The 17526-nt window shown below is 73.2% G+C and carries 14 protein-coding genes; 5 read left to right on the forward strand and 9 right to left on the reverse strand.

Features of this window, described 5'->3' with window-relative positions; translation table 11 throughout:
• Positions 1-111 precede the first annotated feature (111 nt).
• From sbnB to ABZ479_RS05545, 6 genes are all read right to left on the reverse strand, one after another.
• Entirely contained in the window at positions 112-1182 is a 1071-nt protein-coding gene (sbnB, locus tag ABZ479_RS05520; RefSeq protein ID WP_499609758.1) for a 2,3-diaminopropionate biosynthesis protein SbnB, read from the reverse strand.
• On the reverse strand, positions 1179-2213 hold the full coding sequence (locus ABZ479_RS05525; protein ID WP_500460063.1) for a TauD/TfdA family dioxygenase: 1035 nt from the start codon (positions 2211-2213) through the stop codon (positions 1179-1181). Before ABZ479_RS05525 ends, sbnB begins: the two co-directional genes overlap by 4 nt.
• A complete protein-coding gene (locus tag ABZ479_RS05530) occupies positions 2210-5491 on the reverse strand; it encodes a non-ribosomal peptide synthetase (protein WP_500460065.1) in 3282 nt (1093 codons plus the stop codon). The genes ABZ479_RS05525 and ABZ479_RS05530 overlap by 4 nt, the downstream gene beginning before the upstream one ends.
• Positions 5492-5522: 31 nt before the next feature.
• Entirely contained in the window at positions 5523-8132 is a 2610-nt protein-coding gene (locus ABZ479_RS05535) for a Pls/PosA family non-ribosomal peptide synthetase (RefSeq protein ID WP_500460222.1), read from the reverse strand.
• A gap of 437 nt (positions 8133-8569) precedes the next feature.
• Positions 8570-9376 (reverse strand): hypothetical protein, encoded by an 807-nt coding sequence (locus tag ABZ479_RS05540; RefSeq protein WP_500460066.1) that lies wholly within the window; start codon positions 9374-9376, stop codon positions 8570-8572.
• Positions 9373-11004 carry a serine/threonine-protein kinase gene (locus tag ABZ479_RS05545; protein WP_500460067.1) on the reverse strand — a complete coding sequence of 544 codons (1632 nt, stop codon included), beginning with the start codon at positions 11002-11004 and terminating at the stop codon, positions 9373-9375. Before ABZ479_RS05545 ends, ABZ479_RS05540 begins: the two co-directional genes overlap by 4 nt.
• A 186-nt stretch (positions 11005-11190) precedes the next feature.
• On the opposite strand from ABZ479_RS05545, the gene ABZ479_RS05550 reads away from it, so the two are divergent.
• Positions 11191-12153 carry a lytic polysaccharide monooxygenase auxiliary activity family 9 protein gene (locus tag ABZ479_RS05550; RefSeq protein WP_500460069.1) on the forward strand — a complete coding sequence of 321 codons (963 nt, stop codon included), beginning with the start codon at positions 11191-11193 and terminating at the stop codon, positions 12151-12153.
• Positions 12154-12175: 22 nt separating this feature from the next.
• The gene (locus ABZ479_RS05555) at positions 12176-12838 is read left to right on the forward strand and encodes an HAD family hydrolase (RefSeq protein WP_500460071.1); all 663 of its coding nucleotides are present in this window, start codon (positions 12176-12178) and stop codon (positions 12836-12838) included.
• Positions 12839-12862: 24 nt separating this feature from the next.
• Here the strand turns inward: ABZ479_RS05555 and ABZ479_RS05560 are convergent, their stop codons facing one another.
• Positions 12863-13285, reverse strand: a complete 423-nt coding sequence (locus tag ABZ479_RS05560) for a nuclear transport factor 2 family protein (protein WP_500460073.1) — start codon at positions 13283-13285, stop codon at positions 12863-12865.
• Between the two features lie 144 nt (positions 13286-13429).
• Between ABZ479_RS05560 and ABZ479_RS05565 the strand changes: the two genes are divergently transcribed.
• Complete coding sequence (locus ABZ479_RS05565; RefSeq protein WP_500460075.1) at positions 13430-13999, forward strand: PadR family transcriptional regulator; 570 nt, start codon at positions 13430-13432, stop codon at positions 13997-13999.
• 46 nt (positions 14000-14045) lie between these two features.
• Here ABZ479_RS05565 and ABZ479_RS05570 read toward each other — a convergent pair whose 3' ends face one another.
• Entirely contained in the window at positions 14046-14981 is a 936-nt protein-coding gene (locus ABZ479_RS05570) for a MerR family transcriptional regulator (protein WP_500460076.1), read from the reverse strand.
• A gap of 92 nt (positions 14982-15073) precedes the next feature.
• Entirely contained in the window at positions 15074-16036 is a 963-nt protein-coding gene (locus ABZ479_RS05575; protein ID WP_500460078.1) for a LysR family transcriptional regulator, read from the reverse strand.
• Positions 16037-16142: 106 nt separating this feature from the next.
• Between ABZ479_RS05575 and ABZ479_RS05580 the strand changes: the two genes are divergently transcribed.
• Together ABZ479_RS05580 and ABZ479_RS05585 are read left to right on the forward strand one after the other, a co-directional pair.
• Positions 16143-16838, forward strand: coding sequence for a type 1 glutamine amidotransferase domain-containing protein (locus tag ABZ479_RS05580; RefSeq protein WP_500460080.1), 696 nt, complete (start codon positions 16143-16145; stop codon positions 16836-16838).
• A gap of 41 nt (positions 16839-16879) precedes the next feature.
• Positions 16880-17401: an HD domain-containing protein gene (locus ABZ479_RS05585; protein ID WP_500460081.1), complete on the forward strand. Its 522-nt coding sequence runs from the start codon at positions 16880-16882 to the stop codon at positions 17399-17401.
• Positions 17402-17526: the final 125 nt, after the last annotated feature.

Genomic DNA, 17526 nt, shown 5'->3' on the forward strand with positions numbered 1-17526 from the left:
GTACTTCCGCATGCGGCTCCTTGTGGTCGGTCGCCGTGGTGCCCGCCCCGCCGTCGGGGGCCCGGGCCCAGGTCCTGGGGCCCGGTGTCGTGGGGGCGGGGTCGCGGCCGTTCATCCGTACCGGCGCAGTTCGTGGAAGAAGTCGTCGACGACGTGCAGCTCGCCGGAGCGCGCCACCTCGTCGTAGACGTACTTGCCGACCGCGAGGTCGAGGACCCCGAGGCCGAAGGGCGAGAACACCACGGGCCGGTCCTCGCGGAGCGCCACCCGGCCGGCGATCACGTCGTCCAGCGTGCCGGCCAGGAAGTCCCGGTTGCCCGTGCGCTGCTCCGCCAGGTGCGGCGACGTGTCCGCCTTGAGGCAGTGCTCGACGTCGTCGACCACGTTGGTCGAGCCGAGCACGATCTCCGGCGTGAGGTCGCGCAGCGACATGTGCAACACGAGCGGCTTGTGCCCGAACCAGGTCATGTCCCGTACGTGGGGCTCGCCGGCGACGGTGGCGAAGACCACCAGGTCGCTCGCGCGGATGATCTGCTCGGGGTCGTCGTACAGCGTGACGCGTCCCGGGGCGCCCGACTGTTCCAGGTAGCCCTGGAAGCCCTTCGCGCTCTCGGCCGACAGGTCGTGCACGCCGATCTCGTCGAAGTGCCAGCCGGTGCCCACCAGGTAGGTGTGGATGTAGCGGGCGATCAGCCCCGTCCCGAAGAACCCCACGCGCCGCGGGCGGCGGTCGGGACGGCTCAGCCGGTCGGCGGCCAGGGCCGCCATCGCGGCCGTCCTGGTGGCGCTGATGATGGAGCTCTCCAGGCACGCGATGGGGTAGCCGGTGTCGTGGTCGTTGAGGATCAGCACCGCGGACGCCCGGGGGATGCCCGCCGCCACGTTCTCCGGGAAGCTGGAGATCCACTTCAGGCCGTCCACGCGCACCTCGCCGCCGATGGAGGCGGGCAGGGCGATGATCCGGGCGGTGGGACGGTCGGGGAACCGCAGGAAGTAGGACGGCGGGTTCACCGAGTCACCGGCGGAGTGCAGCCGGTACGTGGTCTCCACGAGCTCCGTGATCTGCTTCTCGCGCCCGTGCAGCGCGTGCTGGACCTGGACGCCGGGCACCACCGCGAACGGCGGTACGGCGAGCGGCCCGGCGGGCGCGGAACCCTTGGCGGCGGAGCGGTTGCTGGTCATGCGGTCGTCACCTCGACGGTCGGGGAGCAGTCGGCCAGGCGCACCGCGTCGGCCATGCCGACCAGCACTTCACGGGAGCCCTCGTAGGCCTCGCGGCTGTGGGCGGTGCGGATGTTGTCGACGAGCATCAGGTCGCCCGTCTGCCAGGGTTCGCGGGCGGTGTTCGCCTCGTACACGGTGTTGAGCAGCTGGACGACGTCCGCGCCGATCGGGTCGCCGTTGCCGAAGCGGGTGTTGAACGGCAGGCCCTCGGCGCCGTACATGTCCACGAGGTACTCGTGCACCTCGGGGTCCATCGTCCACTCGTTGAGGAACGCGATCTGGTTGAACCAGCAGCGCCGTCCCGTGACCGGGTGGCGGACGACGGCGCTGCGCCGCTGGCGGGTGCGCAGGGCCCCGTCAGGCTGCCACTCGAAGGCGATGGCGTTGGCGCGGCAGTAGTCCTCGACGGCCGACCGGTCGTCCGTGCCGAAGGCCTCGGCGACGGTCGCCCCGATCTCGTCGTTGTAGCTGCGGGTGAGCAGCCAGCCCTCCCGCTCGAAGCGCTGGACCAGTTCGGCCGGCAGTGCCTCGAGCACGGTCGGCGCGTCGGCCACCGCCGTCGCCCCGCCCTTCTCCGGCGCGGTCAGGCAGGCGAACATCATCATGCCGGGGAACTCGAGCCGGTAGCTGAGCTCGTGGTGCATGCACATCGGCTGGTTGGGCGGCCAGTTGGAGGAGGAGTACAGGCCCTCGGCGTAGGTCTGCCGGGACGCGAAGGCCTCCTTCTCGGCGGTCAGCCGGCCGGCCAGCCGCCGTACGACGCCCGCGGCCTTGTCGGCGTCGGTCAGGCCGAGCCCGCGGATCAGGATCGCGCCGTGCTCGGCGACGACCGCGCGCAGCGCGTCGCGGTGCCCGTCGGCCCAGCCCGCCGGGTCCTCGACGGCCCCGGCACGCAGGATCGGGGGTGAGCCGGGCCGCAGCTCGAGGTCGAGCAGGGACTGTGGGGAAGCTGAGGTCGACAACTGCGTCTCCTCTCGGTTCGCGTTCATGGGGAGGCCAGGAGTTCGGCGGCGCGCAGGACCGCCTGCGCCACCTCGTCCGGGCAGGTGCGGGGGAAGTGGTGACCGCCGCGGGCGAGCTCGTACAGGTCGACGTGCTCGGCCAGCAGCAGCCACTCGTGGTACCGGCGGGAGTGGTCCGCCGTGTACGGGTCGTCGGCGGCGACGACCACGGTGACCGGCGCGGACAGCCGCACCGGCGGTGCGGAGTCCAGGGCGTCGGCGAAGTATCGGTGGGCCGCCACGCAGTCGTGGCGGTAGGCGGCGGCGACGTGCGCGGCACGCGCCGTGTCCGGCCCGGCGAGCCGGCCGTCACCGCCGTCACCGCCGTCACCGCCGTCACCGCCGTCACCGCCGAGCTCGGCGGCGATCGCGGCGTCGTCACGGCCGGCCAGCGCCTCGGCTGCGGCACGCCGCCCGGCGGAGTCGCCGAGCAACTGCGCGCCGAGGAACACGCGCTGGACCTCCACGCCCTTCTCCTGCAGCCGCCGGGCGGTCTCCACCGCGAGGGCGGTGCCCGACGAGTGGCCCCACAGCAGGATCCGGGACGGTCCGCGGCCGGCGATCTCCTCGGCCACCGAGGCGGCCACCTGCTCCAGCGGGGCGAAGGCCTCGCCGCGGGCGGCCGGGTCGTGGCCGGGCCGTTCGACGGCGTGGACCGCCCAGCACGCGGGCCGCAGGGCCGCCGCCAGCGGCCGGAAGTCCACCGCGTCGCCCCCGGCGTGCGGGAAGCACACCAGGGCGCCGTGCGGTTCGCCGTCCGGCTCCGACAGTGTCCGCAGCAGCCCGGGACGGGATTCCGTGCGGCCGTCGACGACCTCGGCGAGGTCGGCGAGGACCGGGTGGGCGGTGACGTCCTTGAGGGAGATCGCGCGGTCCAGCAGGATCGCCAGCCGTACCGCCGACAGCGAGGTGCCGCCGCGGTCGAAGAAGTGGTCCCGGCGGCCGATCCGCTCCTGCGGGACGCCCAGCACCGTCGACCAGGCCTTCGCCAGGCGCCGCTCGGCGGCGGTGCCGGGGACCTGCCCGTCCGGCCGCTCCGAGGCCCTTCCGGAGTCCTCCCGCGCGGCGAGCGCCGTCAGCGCCTTGCGGTCGATCTTGCTGTTGGCGGTCAGCGGCAGGCTCTCCTTCCAGTGGAAGGCCGCGGGCACCATGTAGGCGGGCAGGGACTGCGCCAGGTGCTCGCGCAGCGCGTCGGCCGCCACGGGCGTGGGGCCCGAGTAGAAGGCGACGAGCTGGTCGCCGTCCTCGCTGACGACCACTGCGCCGTCGCGCACGCCCGGCGCCCGGACCAGGGTGTTCTCGATCTCGCCGATCTCGATGCGGAAACCGCGGATCTTGACCTGGTGGTCCTTGCGGCCGAGGAACTCCAGCGTGCCGTCCGGGTGCCAGCGACCGTAGTCGCCGCCGCGGTACAGCCGCTCGCCGGTGTGGTGGGGGTCGGTCAGGTACGCCTGCCGGGTGCGCTCCGGGTCGTTGACGTAGCCGCGGCCCACGCAGACCCCGGAGAAGACGACCAGGCCGGGCGCGCCCAGCGGCACCGGCGACAGGTGCTCGTCGACGACGTACACGCGGACGTTGTTGACGGGCCGGCCCAGCGGCACCCAGTCGGTGTCCGGGACGCGGTCCATCACCGCGTGGTTGGTGTCGTCGCTGGTCTCGGTCAGCCCGTAGGCGTTGACCAGCTTCACTCCGGGCCGGGCGGCGAACCAGCGTCCGATGAGGTCCTTCTTCAGGGCCTCGCCGGTCACCGACACGCAGCGCAGGTCGGGCAGTTCGCGCGGCTCGCGCTCCAGGGCGGACAGGACGACGTCCAGGTAGGAGGGGACGAGCTGGACGACGTTCGCCCGTCCCTCGACGACCTTGTCGAGGAAGCGGTCGGCGTCCAGGATCGTCTCCTGCTCCACCAGCAGCGTGCGCCCGCCGACGAGCAGCGCCGAGACCAGCTGCCACAGCGAGATGTCGAAGCACTGCGGGGCGGTCTGCGCCACCACCTGCCCCTCGGAGATGCCGAGGTCGTCGATCTTGGCGTAGAGGTGGTTGAGGAAGCCCGCGTGCTCGCACATCGCGCCCTTGGGCTCCCCGGTCGAGCCGGAGGTGAAGTAGATGTACGCCAACTGGTCCCGGGCGACGGCCACCTGCGGGTCCTCGCTCGGGTGGTCCTCGGCGTAGGCGTCCTCGACCGGCAGCCGCTGCACCTCGGGGAGCGCGGACAGGGCCTCGTCGAGGGTGGCGGTGCTGCCGCGCTCGGTCAGCACCAGGCGGCACTCGGCGCGGCTGAGGGTGTTCCTGATCCGGCCGGCCGGGAAGTGCGGCTCGATCGGCAGGTAGGCGCCGCCGGCCTTGAAGACCGCCAGCACGGCCGCCAGCCAGTCCAGGTTCCGCTCGGTGACCACCGCGACCACGCCCTCGCGCTCCAGACCGCGCGCCAGGAGGGCGTGGGCCAGACGGTTGGCGCGGGCGTTGAGGTCGCCGTACGTCCACTGGCGGTCCCCGTGGACGGCCGCGACCGCCTCCGGGTGCGCCCGGACCCGCTCCTCGAACAGCTCGTGCATCCGCCGGTCCGGCAGCTTCCTGCGCGGTCCGGCCATCCCGGTGAGCTGCAGCCGGCTCTCCTCCGCCGACAGCAGGCTCTTGCGGGTGTGCTCGGCGTCGAGGTCGGCGGCGATCCGGGCCAGCGCGGCCAGGTGGTAGCCGGCGACGCGGGCCGCGGCGTCCTCGTCCATGACGTCGGTGGCGTAGCGCAGCCGCAGCGAGAGCCGGCCGTCGCGGTCGGACGCGCCGACCCACAGCACCGTGCCCGGGGCGAGTTCGACGCCACCGCCGGACAGGTCGAAGACCGTCTCGAACAGCGGCTCGGCCAGGTCGAGTTCCTTGCGGAGCGCGTCGACCGGGACGTCCTGGTGGGCCAGCAGCCGGGACTCCGCGCCACGCGCGTCCAGCAGCAGGGAGCGCCACGAGCCGGGGCCCGCCGACAGCCGGCACGGCAGCACCGCGCCGCCCGCGGCCACGTAACCCGTCACGACCTCGGCCTCGCCGCAGAGCGCGGTCAGCACCTTGGCGTGCGCGGCCAGCAGCACCGAACCCAGCGGGACCCCGACCTCGTCCGCCACCCGGCGCACCGACGCCGTGAGGCCGTCGGGGACCGCCACCACGTGCTCGGCGGCGCCGCTGACCGGTTCGGAGGTCCAGCGGGGGATCGCGGTGAACCCGCCCTTGACGAGTTCTCCGCGCCAGAACTCCCGTCCGGCGTCCGCTGCCTTGTCCATCGACCTTCCTCCACTCGCGGTTTCCACGGGGCTACACACCGCTGGTCAGCGCGGTGGCGCGATCGCCGCCGCTGTCGGGGTTCTTCGGGTCCTTCGGGTTCTCGGGCATCTCCCGGGCGGGGTTGCCGCCCCACCGGGCGTGCGCGGGGAGTTCCTCGCCCTTCATCACGAAGGAGTCCGGGGCGATCACGGCACCGTCGCCGACGGTCACGCCGTAGTGGACGAGGGCGCCGACCCCGAGGGTGCAGCCGGCACCCAGCGAACTGTGGTCGGACTTGAAGGCGCCGTCCTCCTGGGAGTGGCTCTGGATGACGGTGCCCGCGTTGAGCGTGCAGTCGTCGCCGATGGCGGCCAGCGAGCGCTCGGGGAGGAAGAGGCCGTCGTCGAAGACCCGGCGCCCGATCCGCACGCCGAGCAGGCGCCAGACGACGTTCTTGTACGGGGTGCCGTTGAGGACGTTCAGGTACTCCGTCGCGGCCGTCACCTTCCAGTAGCGTTCGTGCCGCCAGAAGTCGAGGTCGTAGATCGAGCAGTACAGCGGCCGCAGACCGCGGAAGCGGGTCACGACGCGCTCGCCGAGCACGATGTAGGTGACCGTGACCACCAGGACCACGACGTTCGCGACGGCGACCGCGGCGGCCCCGTACGCGGGGTAGAAGTCGGCCGCGCAGGACGCCGTCAGCAGCACCAGGAAGAGCAGCAGCCACTGCAGCAGCAGGTGCAGCACCGCCGTGCCGGTGTTGTGCCTGTTCTTGTCCGACAGCAGGCGGCGGAAGGTGTCGCCGTCCTTCAGGTGGTCGAACTTGCTGTCGCGGTCCACCGTGCGCGGGATCTCGAAGCTGGGCGAGCCGAGCAGTCCGACGTTCTCCCGGACCGGCCCCTCGACGGGGACCATGACCTTCGTCGCCAGCAAGCAGTTGTCGCCGGTCCTGCCCTGGGGCGGGTAGGCGATGTGGTTGCCCAGGAAGTTGTGCGGGCCGATCGCCGTCCGGGTGACGCGGAAAGAGGTGCTCGAGTAGTCGGCATTCATGATGGACAGTCCGTCGGCGACCATGGTGCCGCTGCCCACCTTGCTCAGGAACGGATTCTCGTGCTTCACCTCGGTGCCGAAGTTCGAGCCGGTCTGTTCCACCGGCGACAGGTCGTAGCCGATGGCGCGCAGGTAGTGCACGACGGCCGAACTGTCGCCGAACAGGACGCGGAAGAACTTCCGGTTGGTGAGGAGCCCGATGGTCCGGTGCACCCCGTAGCGGAACCCGTAGAGCGGGTGGACGGTGTCGGGCTTCACGAGCGGGTGCAGCAGCCGCGGCACGGTGGCCACGGACAGCAGGCCCAGCAGCAGCGCCCCGCAGAAGAGCACGAAGGAGGCGGCCACGGCGTCGGCGTAGAAGGCCCACGTCGTCAGGGCCACCGGGCCCGGCTCCAGCAGCGGGTCCAGGCGCGGGACCACCGCGAGCAGGATCGCCACCCCGCCGACCGCGAGGGGGACCCAGACGGCCAGGAGGATCAGCAGCTGCGACAGGCAGTAGCCGATGCGGCGGCCCCTGCCGCACTCCAGCGGCGCGACCGAGCGGTAGTCCGCCGCGCCCGGCTGGGCCGGGGAGCCGTGCCACCGCTCGCCGGCCGGGACCGACTGGCCGGTGTGGAGCGAGGAGGCGTGGCCGAGTTGGGCGCCGTCGCCCATGGAGGTGCCGATGTCGAGCACCGTCACCTCGCCGATCAGCACCTCCCTGCCGAGGGTGACCGGGCCGGTCTGGATCGCCGCCGAGTGTCCCCGGTAGCAGGAGAAGTACGAGTCCTTGCGGATGACCGTGCCGTCGCCGATGGTCAGCAGGTCGGTGCAGACCGGGACGTGCTTGGAGAAGATGGCCACGCCGCGGCCTATTCGCGCGCCGAGCGCCCTCAGGTACAGCACGTACAGCGGTGAACCGACGAACAGGACCATGGGGTTCGCCCGGATGAGGGTCCGCACGCACCAGAACCGGAAGTACGCCAGGCTCCAGATGCGGATCTCCTGCGGCTTCCACCGCCCGACCAGGAGCCACTTGCCCACGACGGGCAGGACGCAGACGCCGGCGAAGGCCGCGCCGCCGAACTCCACGGATCGCAGGTAGATGTCGAAGGGGCCCGTGGCGGCGGATATCCACTCCGCGCCGCTCGTGACGACGAGCGCGGCGAGGTAGGACCAGCCCAGGAAGAACAGGGCCTGCAGCACACCGCACAGCACGTAGCGCGGGGTGCCCCGCGCGGCCGCCGCCTCGATCGCCTCCGGGACCGGCACGTCGGCGAGGGCGGACGCGGCCGTGCCCTGCGCGGCGGGGGACGGGGCCTCCGCCAGGGCCGCCGCGAGGCTCCTGATCGTCGGGTTCCGGTAGATGTCCTTCATCGACACCGACGGCAGGTCCTGGTGCTTCCGCACCCGGGCGCAGAAATGCGCCATCACCAGCGAGTCGGCACCCATTTCCGTGAAGAAATGGCTGTCGGCCGATACCCGGTCGGTGTGCACGATGCCCGCCAGGATGTCGGCGAGTGTCTTTTCCGTGCCGTCGGCCGGGGCGGCGTAAGGGCGCCCGGTGATTGAAGATTCATCGGGATCCGAAGCGGGATCCGACGACAGGACCTCTGCAGATTTTTCCACGATGTGAGCTCCTTGAGGAAAAGTCGACCACGGGCGGCCGGTAAGGCCGGTACCCGGTGTCCCTCGCGCCCCGGCTGGGCCGGAGCGAGTAATCCGGAAGCCATGCGGTCGTGAGCTCTTCTCTCGCCATACAACCATATGTCGCTCCTCGTAGTCTCCGCCGTCCTCGTTCGGACTGCCACTCGAAGATGATCGAAGTGGCATGTCGCGGCCCTGGACTGCGCAAATGCTCGAGAAGTCGCGACGAATCGACGAGTACCGTTCCGGAAAGCCGGAAAAACCATCGATTCGCAAGGTTGCGGGAAAGTCGCGGAGATGCGATAAGCGCTACCGAGAGTGTTCGTCCCGGTCAAGAGAGTTAAAAGACGACGGGCATTCGCTGAAGCCTCGTCATATGGCGGAACCCGCCCGCGCGCAGGCCGCGTGGGCGGGCTCGGCGGTCACGGGCAGTCGTACGTGAAACCCGTGGTGACCGAGCGGTGGCCGGGGGTGGTGATGCGCAGTTCGGCCCGCGCCCGGTACGTGCCGTGGCCGCGGAAGGTCCACAGCAGGTGCAGCCGGGCCTCGTGGCGGCCGCGCGGGACCTCCTCGTACAGCACGTCGGAGGAAGTGCCGTCGTTGCGTAGCCAGCGGTAACTGATCGTGCCCGGGCGGCCGTTGGTGGTGACCACCGCGACCAGGTCGACGGTGGTGTCGCAGGCGGGCGCCGACGGGGACGGGGTGACGGTCACCTGCTGCACCTGCAGGCCCGGTCCGAAGCGCTGCCAGGCGAGGAAGAGCAGCACCGCCACCAGCACCGACGCGGCCAGTGCGTACCGCCGCGGCCATCGCCGCCGTCGCGGGGGAGGCTGCCGGGGCGGGGTGAGCGCGCCCCGCCACACCTCGGCGGCGACGTTCGCCCGGGCCGCCGCGACCGGTGTGACACCGGGCCCGAAGCGCATCACGTCGCCCTCGACCCGGTCCGGGAGGACGACGGTGGGGCCGGCCTTCACCGTCGGGGTCGCGCCCTCGGCGCTGATCTGCGGTTCCAGCCGTGCCGTCGGCAGGGTGGACGGCGCCCAGTGCTCGGCGAGGACGGTGGCGCTGTAGTCGTGATCGGCCGCCGGCCGTACGGGTTCGGCGTCCTGCGGCGCGGCGTCCTGGGGGACGGCTTCCCGCGCAATCGCCTCGTCCGGCGGTGCGTCCGCCGGTCCGAGGCGGACGGTGCGCTCCGTCCCCTCCGGCGGGAGGTCGCGTGGTCCGTTCACGTGATCACGCACCCGCGGGTGAGGATCTGCTGGAACGACTGCCCGTTGGCCGCCGCCGGGTCGGTGGTGGCGAGCGCCCCGAACCAACAGCCGCTGCCCCGCGGGAACGTGTGCTCGGCGGTGAAGGAGTACGAGGTCGAGCCGCTGCGGGTGAAGGTCTGCGCGCCGTCGGCGGTGCCGCGCTCCCCCTTCGCGTCGCTCACGTACCAGGTCACCGTGACCGTCACGGGGCGTGCGTCCCCGGTCCGCAGCCGGATGGTGGCCGCGGCGCTCAATGCACCCGTCTGGCCGAGCGAGGTGACGGCGACCTCGCTCACGCTCACCGGGGGTTCCGGTGACGTGGAGGGCGACGCCGGCGGCGTGGTCGTCACGGACGCAGAAGCCGTGGCCGAGGCTGAGGCCGTCGTGGTCGGCGTCGGTGCCTGCGGCGTGGTCGGCGTGGTGACGGCGGTGGCCCCGGTGGAGGCCGGGGCGCTCTCCGGCTGCGAGGGCGACGCACTCGTCGTGCCGGGCGAGGGACTGCCCGGTGGAGACGTCGTCCCCGGTGTGGCGGAGCTGCCGCGCGGGGTCGCTCTCGTCGTTTCCCCTGTCCAGTTGGCTGTCGTCTGCCGTGGGCCCTCTCCCGAGGCCACCGCGGCGAAGGTCAGCAGTCCGGCGATGACCACCCCGCCCACCGCGGCGAGCATGCCCTGTCGTGTCAGGCGGCGTGCGCCGCCACGGACGAGGGTGGTGGCCAGGTCGGCCGTTCCGGCCGCCGGTCCCGCCGAGGGGAAGAGCAGCGGCAGCAACGCCGCGAGGGCGGCGAGCCTGCGCTGACCTCGCTCCTCCCAGTCGCTTCCGTAGGCCGCTCCCGCGATCACCTCCAGTTCCGCGACGAACGCCTCCGCGTCCGCCGGGCGCTGTGCCGGGTCCTTCGCCATCCCGTGGAGGATCAGCTGCCGCACGGGCTCCGGCGCCTCCTCCACCGGCACGGGTGCTTCGATGTGCTGCACGGCCAGCTCGGCGAAGTTCTCGCCGCGGAACGGCTTGCGACCGGTGAGGCACTCGTAGAACGTGGCCGTCACCGCGTACACGTCCGCGGCCGGGGAGGCCGTCCGCCCGTTCCACTGCTCCGGGGCCATGTAGGCGGGCGTTCCCACCACGGCCCCCTTGGTCCCGCTGCGCAAAGCGATGCCGAAGTCGACCAGCTTGGACGACCCGTCCGCCGCGACCAGGACGTTCTCCGGTTTGTAGTCGCGGTGCACCACTCCGGTGCGGTGGGCGGCGGCGAGGCCGAGCAACGACCCCTTGAGCACCACCAGCGCTGCCTCGGGCCCGGTGGCTCCTTCCTGGCGGAGCAGCGCCCTCAACGCGATGCCGTCCACCAGCTCCATGACGATGGCGGCGCCGTGGGGACCCTCCACGTACTCGTAGAGACTGACGACATACGGTGTCTCGAGACCTCCCAGCAGCTGTGCCTCGGCGCGGAACTCCTGGAGGAACCCGGGGTCCGCCCGGAGCTCGTCGCTCAGGTACTTGATCGCGACGGGCGTTGACGTGGCGTCATGGAACGCCAGCAGCACTCTTCCGCCGCCACCCGAGCCCAGTTCCCGGGCCTCGGTGTAACCGGGCACCCTCCAGCCGCTCATTCACTTGTCCCCCCTGCATGTGGCGCGGTGCCGGCGACCGCGTCGACTTTTCCTCAACAGACACGATTCCTCCACGGCCGGTTCCCGGGGAACCCCCCACCCGGCTGAACACCCCCCGCCGACCGTCCGTAGTACGGGGGGACGTGCGTTCCGATCCACCGAACGGCAACAGGGAAGGCGGCCGGCATGGCCCCATCGCGCCACGTGCTCAGCTCCGTCGTCGCAGGCACGGCCGCCTTGCTGCCGCTGGCCCTGGCGGGACCGGCGGCCGCCCACGGCGCGCCGGTGTCCCCGGTCAGCCGCGCCGCGGCGTGCGCGGCCGGAAGCGGACAGTACGTGGGGACGGCCGCCTGCCGGGCCGCCGCGGCCGCCAACGGCGGGAGCCGGCCCTTCGCCGACTGGGACAACCTCCGGGTCGCCGGGGTCGCGGGCCGCGACCGCCAGGTGATCCCGGACGGGAAGCTGTGCAGCGGCGGTCTGGCCGCCTTCCGCGGCCTCGACCTGCCGCGCACCGACTGGCCGGCCACCCGGCTGACGCCGGGCGCGGCATTCACGATGGCGTACGGCACGACCATCCCGCACCAGGGCACCTTCCGGCTGTACCTCACCAAGCAGGGCTACGACCCGACCCGGCCCCTGACCTGGTCGGCGCTGGCGAGCGACCCCTTCGCGAAGGTCACCGACCCGCCCGTGTCCGGCGGGGCCTACCGCATCGCCGGGCGGCTGCCCTCGGACCGCACCGGGCGGCACGTCCTCTTCACGATCTGGCAGAACTCCTCGACGCCCGACACGTACTACTCCTGCTCCGACGTCGTCTTCCCGGCCGCCGCGGCCAAGGCGCCGGCCAGGACCGCGAAGCCGGCGAAGCCCGCCAGGCCGTCGGCGGCCGCGACCTCCGCGAGCCCCGAGGCCACGGCCTCCCGCGGCGCGGAGTCCCCGTCCGCCGCGGCGACCTCCGCATCCGCCGCGGCCGCCCAGGCCTCCCCGCGGGACGCCGTCCGCACCCCGGCGACCCAGCCCGTGGCGGCCGAGAGCGAGGGACCGGGGCGGACCCTGCTCGCCCTCGGCAGCGCCACACTGCTCGGCGGCATGGCCGCGATCGCCCTGCTGTTCCGGCTGCGCCGCGGTCCCGGTGCCCGGCGCCGCTGATCGGCTGTGCCATCCTTGCCCGGTGTTCTCCACGGATCATGCGGGCGCCGTGTTCTTCGACGTCGACGGCACCCTCGTCCCGGGGACGAGTTCGTCCGTCCACCTGGCCGGCTTCCTCGGCCACCGCGACGAGCTGGCCCGGGCCGAGGACGCGTACGCCGCCGGTGACCTGGACAACCGCCAGGTCTCCGAACTGGACGCCGCGGGCTGGGCGGGGGTTCCCGTGGAGCGGGTCGCCGGCTGGCTCGACGGACTCCCCCTGGTGCCGGGCATCGCGGAGACCGTGACCTGGTGCCGGCGGAACGGCCTGCTGCCCGTCCTGGCGACCCTCGCCTGGTCGCCGGTCGGCAGCCACCTGGCCGGCCGTTTCGGCTTCCACGCGTTCGGCGGGCCCCGGCTGGAGACCGCCGGCGGCCGGTTCACGGGCCGGGTGGCCCGGCACTTCGACGAGTACGACAAACGCGACGTCGCCCTCGCACAGGCGCGGCGGTGGGGGCTGGCTCCGCGTTCGTGCGCGGCCGTCGGGGACAGCCGCTCGGACCTCCCGCTGTTCGCGTCCGTGGGCGTGAGCGTGGCGTTCAACGCCTCGGCCGCGGCGCGCGAGGCGGCCACCGTCGCGGTCGACGCCGGGGACCTGCGCGCCGTGCTGCCCGCCCTGGGCCGCCTGGTCCGCGCCGGCATCTGACGTTCCGCGGGCGGCCGGCCCGCGCTACGGCGCCGGGACGAGGCCGTCGGCGACGAGGCCGGCCAGGACGGCCTCCCCGAGCGCGTGCACCGCGGACTGCGGGCGCACCATCACCGTGAACTCCTTGATCAGGCCCGTCTCGTCGACCTGCAGCAGGTCGATGCCGTGAATGCTCCTGCCGCCCACGGTGGCGCGGAACACCAGCACGGTCGACGGCGCCCCGGTGCCGTCCGCGCCGCTCTCGACCGTGCCGTCGAGGGTCCCCACGTAGTGGAAGTCCTCGAAGGTGCGCAGCAGGACGCCGAAGAGCCCCATCACCATGGGCTTGCCCTCGAACGGCGTGAACTTCACGGGGCTGTGGAGGCGGATGTCGTCGTGGAACAGCTCCTCCAGCGCGCTGAGATCGCCGCGCTCGACGGCGGCCCTGAAGCGGTCGGCGGCTTCCATGGCTCCTCCTGTGGTCGTCCGGCTCGGACGCTCGATACTCAGAAAATTGACTAGTCAGTTCCTTGAGTATCATGGGGGGCGTCCACGCGGAAGGGCCCGGCCCGGTACGGCAGGCCGGAACGGGCGGACGGAAGGGGAGCCGGGATGGCCCTGCGGCACGCGGTCCTGGCCGCGCTCCTGGACGGCGAACTCAGCGGCTACGAGCTGACGAAGGCGTTCGACATCGGCGTGGCGAACTTCTGGCACGCCCTGCCCCAGCAGCTCTACGCCGAACTGGCCAGGCTCGAGAAGGAAGGGCTGATCGCCGGCCGGGAGGTCGTCCAGGACAGCCGGCCCAACAAGCGGCTCTTCCACGTGACCGAGGGCGGGTTCGCCGAGCTCGGACGCTTCGCCGCCGCGGTCGGCAAACCCTCCTTCATCCGCGACGACCTGCTGGTGGCGGTGCAGGCCGCCGACGTCGTCGACGCGGGGGAGCTGATCGCCCGGCTGGGGGAGAGGGCCGCCTTCGCCGACGCCAAGATCGAGCTGTTCGAACGGCTGCTCGCGCGGATGCGCGGCGGCCGCACCGAGGAGGAGTTCCTCGGCCGCGGCCGCCGTGTGGGCCCCTACCTCACCTGTCTGCGGGGCCTGGCCTTCGAGGAGGGCAACCGGGACTGGTGCCGGCGGGCCGCCGAGGTCCTGCGGCAGCGGGCCCGGGTCGCGGAGGAACGCTGAGGGCGGGCCGCGTGCGGCTCGTCCCGCCCGTCCCGTGCGGCCCGCCTCACCCGGCCCGCAGGGCGGCCGTCAGCCAGGCGGCGGCCGGCGCCAGGGCCGGGGCTGCCTCCTGGCCGCCCACCCGCGCCAGCAGGTGCCAGTAGCGCTCGTAACGGGAGTCGTGCGAGATCTCCAGCCGTTCGGCCAGCCACGCGCGGAACTCCGGACCGTCCGTACGGCCCGACAACTCGACGTAGGCCGCCACGAGTTCGGCCACGACCGGCCGGGCCGACGGCGAGGCCGGGTCGATGCCCGCCGCCGCGGCGCCCCCGGCGCGCTCGCGCAGCAGGTCGGCCGTCCGGCGCGCCACCGCCGGGTCCGGCTGCCCGTCCTCGGCGAGCGAGCGGCTCTGGTCGGCGACGGCCCGGCGGACACCGGCCCTGAAGTCCTCGTCCTGGATCAGTTCGGCCAGTTCCACCCAGGCGTCGACCTGTTCCGCGGAGGCGTCCTCGGGCAGTTCGGGCATCGCGGCGCGCATCATGGCCGGGAAACCGGGGTCGACGTCGATGCCGCTCACGATGTGGTCGACGAACTCGTCGACGAGGCGGCGGCGTTCACGGTCCGAGAGGGTGGCGAGTCGGTGCATCAGTTCCGTCTCCTGTGGTGAGGCCCCGCGCCCCGCGACCGTCCGCAGCACCGCCTGGCGGATCCGCAGGGTGCGGATCTGCACCTCCAGCGCCTCGGCGTGGGCGGCGGCGACCTCGGCGACGGTGACCTCGCGGTCCAGGATGGAATGGACGGACGCGAGGTCGATGCCGAGGTCGCGCAGCGTGCGCACGAGGGCCAGGCGGTCCAGCGCGGCGCGGTCGTAGAGCCGGTAGCCGGCGGGTGTCCGGTCGGTCGGCGGCACCACTCCGGTGTCCGACCAGTACCGGATGGTCTTCACGGTCAGACCGGTCAGCCGGGCCAGGTCACCGATGGTGTGGAGGGTGTCGTCGTCCATGTCCGCCATCCTGGGGTCTCCCGTCGCGGGAGACTCAAGCACGCGCTCCGCCCGCCCGCACCCGGGTGCGTCGCGGGGCCGCTCGTCCCGTCTCACCAGGCGCGGGCCTCGCGCAGCAGGAGGTCGCGGACGAGGCCGAGGTGCGGGTGGTGGTCGGCTCCCGGGCGCTGCACGAGGTAGGCGGTGTTGATGGGCGGGTCGTCGGGTTCCAGCAGCGGCACGAGTGTCCCCTCGGCGAGGGCGGCGGCGCACAGGTAGCGGGGGAGGACGGTGAAGCCCGCGCCCGCCGCGACCAGGGCCAGCACGCCGCGCAGGTCGGGAACGGTCACGGCGGCCTGGCCGGTGAGCCGCCGGTCGAAGACGTGGCGCCAGTAGCGGCGGGCGATCGGCAGGTCCTCGGCGTACGAGACGAGCGGCACGCCGCTCAGCGCGCCGGGCCCGTCGGACGCCACGTCCAGCCGGGCGGCCCGCGACGGGGCGGCCACCAGCACGAACTCCTCGTCCATCAGGGGTACGGCACTGAGCAGACGGCCGCGCGGCCGGTGCGTGGAGATCACCAGGTCGTGCTGTCCGGCGCGCAGCGAGGCCAGCAGGTCGTCGGTGAGCCCGGTGCCGACGCGCAGCCGCACGCCGCGCTCGACGAGCGGCGCGAGCGCCGGCAGCACGCGTTCGCACAGCACCTCCGCGGGGCCCCCGAGCCGGACCGGCTCGGCCAGGACGTCCGGGTCGCCGTGCCCGCGGTCGGCGACGGCCGCGAGCGCGTCGAGCGGCTCGGCCACCCGTCCGGCGAGCTCGTCGGCGAAGGGCGTGGCGGCGACCCCGCGCGGCAGCCGTTCGAAGAGCTCCCGGTCCAGTTGTCCTTCGAGCGTACGGATCTGGGTGGTCACCGTCGGCTGGGACAGCCCCAGCAGCCGCGCGGCCGCCGTGAAGGAACCCGCGCGGTGCACCGCCAGGAAGGTGCGCAGCAGCGTCAGGTCCAGCGGCCCCCCTGACGGGCCGCCGCCCCCGCGTGCCGTGCGCAGTCCCGGCGACCCATTGGAATCCGTATGGCTCATGGTGGCGATCCTATTGGAAATCGATGGCTCTCCCGTCCTACCGTCGAGGTCCGCGGCCCGTTCCGAAGACGGGCGGCGGCAACCGAGCACCCCAAGGAGACCTGACATGGCGAAGATCCTGTTCGTCCTGACCGGCGCGTCGTCCTGGACGCTGTCCGACGGCACCGGGCACCCCACCGGCTTCTGGGCCGAGGAGGCCGTGACCCCGCACCGCGTCCTGACCGCCGCGGGGCACGAGGTCGTCGTGGCCACGCCGGGCGGCGTCGTTCCGGCCGTGGACCGGGCCAGTCTGGCCCCCGAGTACAACGGCGGGGAGGAGGGCGCGCAGGCGATCGCCGCGGAACTGGAGGCGATGACGGCGCTGCGGCACCCGGTCAAGCTGGAGGAGGCGGACCTCGACGACTACGCCGCCGTGTTCTACCCCGGCGGGCACGGCCCGATGGAGGACCTCGCCGTCGACCCGGTCTCCGGACGCCTGCTGACCGCCGCCCTGGACTCGGGCAAGCCCCTCGGCGTCGTCTGCCACGGCCCCGCGGCCCTGCTCGCGGCCGAACGCCCCGACGGCGGCTGGCCGTTCGCGGGCTACCGGCTGACCGCCTTCACCGACACCGAGGAGAAGCAGGGCGGGCTCGCCGCCCACGCCCCCTGGCTCCTGCAGGAGCGACTGGTCGCCCTCGGGGCGGACTTCCAGGAGGGCGAGCCCTGGGCGCCCCACGTGGTGACCGACCGCAACCTGATCACCGGCCAGAACCCGGCCTCCTCCGGCCCGCTGGCCGAGCGCCTGCTCGCCGCGCTGGGCTGAGGCTGGACCGGCCCGGGCGGCGCCCCCGAGGATGGGGTGCCATGAAGGTGAACAGCGTGGCCGACGCCGACGCCCTGGCCCGCCTGGCGCACGAGGGCCAGACCGACCGCATCGGCGTGCCGTACGTCGAGCACGTACGCGCGGTCGCGGCGGGCCTCGCCGCGTTCGGGCCGGAACTGCAGATGGCGGGGCTCCTGCACGACGTCATCGAGGACACCCCGTGGACCGCCGGCGGGCTGCGCGCCGCCGGCGTCCCGGACCGGGTCGTCGCCCTCGTCGAACGGGTCACCAACCAGCCGGGCGTGGCCTACGAGGACAAGCTGCGGCGGATCGCCGCCGACCGGGACGCGGCCCTGGTGAAGATCGCCGACAACGCCCACAACAGCCACCCGGACCGGGCCGCCCGTCTCGACGAGGCACAGCGGCTGCGGCTGGCCGCCAAGTACCGCCGCGCCCGCGACATCCTGTGGCCAGCGGTGCCCCGCGAGGACGTCGCGGTCATCCTGGCGGTCGTCAACCCGGCGCTGCTGGCGGGTCTTCCGCCGGCCGGGGGACCACGGTGACCGCGCGTCGCGTGCCCGCCGGCGTGGTTTCGGCGGGGTGGCACGGCGCGGGCGGTTGGCGGGCATGCGGCGGTGCGTGAGGGCGTGGGCGTCAACTCGGTTCAGCTGCACGGTGTTCCGTCGGC

The organism is Streptomyces sp. NPDC005722 (assembly GCF_040630935.1).
GTDB lineage: Bacteria > Actinomycetota > Actinomycetes > Streptomycetales > Streptomycetaceae > Actinacidiphila.

Excerpts from the sequence above, each read along its gene's own strand:
- sbnB (WP_499609758.1), bottom strand. The coding sequence starts at position 1,182 with ATGACCAGCAACCGCTCCGCCGCCAAGGGTTCCGCGCCCGCCGGGCCG.
- ABZ479_RS05525 (WP_500460063.1), bottom strand. The coding sequence starts at position 2,213 with ATGAACGCGAACCGAGAGGAGACGCAGTTGTCGACCTCAGCTTCCCCA.
- ABZ479_RS05530 (WP_500460065.1), bottom strand. The coding sequence starts at position 5,491 with ATGGACAAGGCAGCGGACGCCGGACGGGAGTTCTGGCGCGGAGAACTC.
- ABZ479_RS05545 (WP_500460067.1), bottom strand. The coding sequence starts at position 11,004 with ATGAGCGGCTGGAGGGTGCCCGGTTACACCGAGGCCCGGGAACTGGGC.
- ABZ479_RS05550 (WP_500460069.1), top strand. The coding sequence starts at position 11,191 with ATGGCCCCATCGCGCCACGTGCTCAGCTCCGTCGTCGCAGGCACGGCC.
- ABZ479_RS05560 (WP_500460073.1), bottom strand. The coding sequence starts at position 13,285 with ATGGAAGCCGCCGACCGCTTCAGGGCCGCCGTCGAGCGCGGCGATCTC.
- ABZ479_RS05565 (WP_500460075.1), top strand. The coding sequence starts at position 13,430 with ATGGCCCTGCGGCACGCGGTCCTGGCCGCGCTCCTGGACGGCGAACTC.
- ABZ479_RS05570 (WP_500460076.1), bottom strand. The coding sequence starts at position 14,981 with ATGGACGACGACACCCTCCACACCATCGGTGACCTGGCCCGGCTGACC.
- ABZ479_RS05575 (WP_500460078.1), bottom strand. The coding sequence starts at position 16,036 with ATGAGCCATACGGATTCCAATGGGTCGCCGGGACTGCGCACGGCACGC.
- ABZ479_RS05580 (WP_500460080.1), top strand. The coding sequence starts at position 16,143 with ATGGCGAAGATCCTGTTCGTCCTGACCGGCGCGTCGTCCTGGACGCTG.
- ABZ479_RS05585 (WP_500460081.1), top strand. The coding sequence starts at position 16,880 with ATGAAGGTGAACAGCGTGGCCGACGCCGACGCCCTGGCCCGCCTGGCG.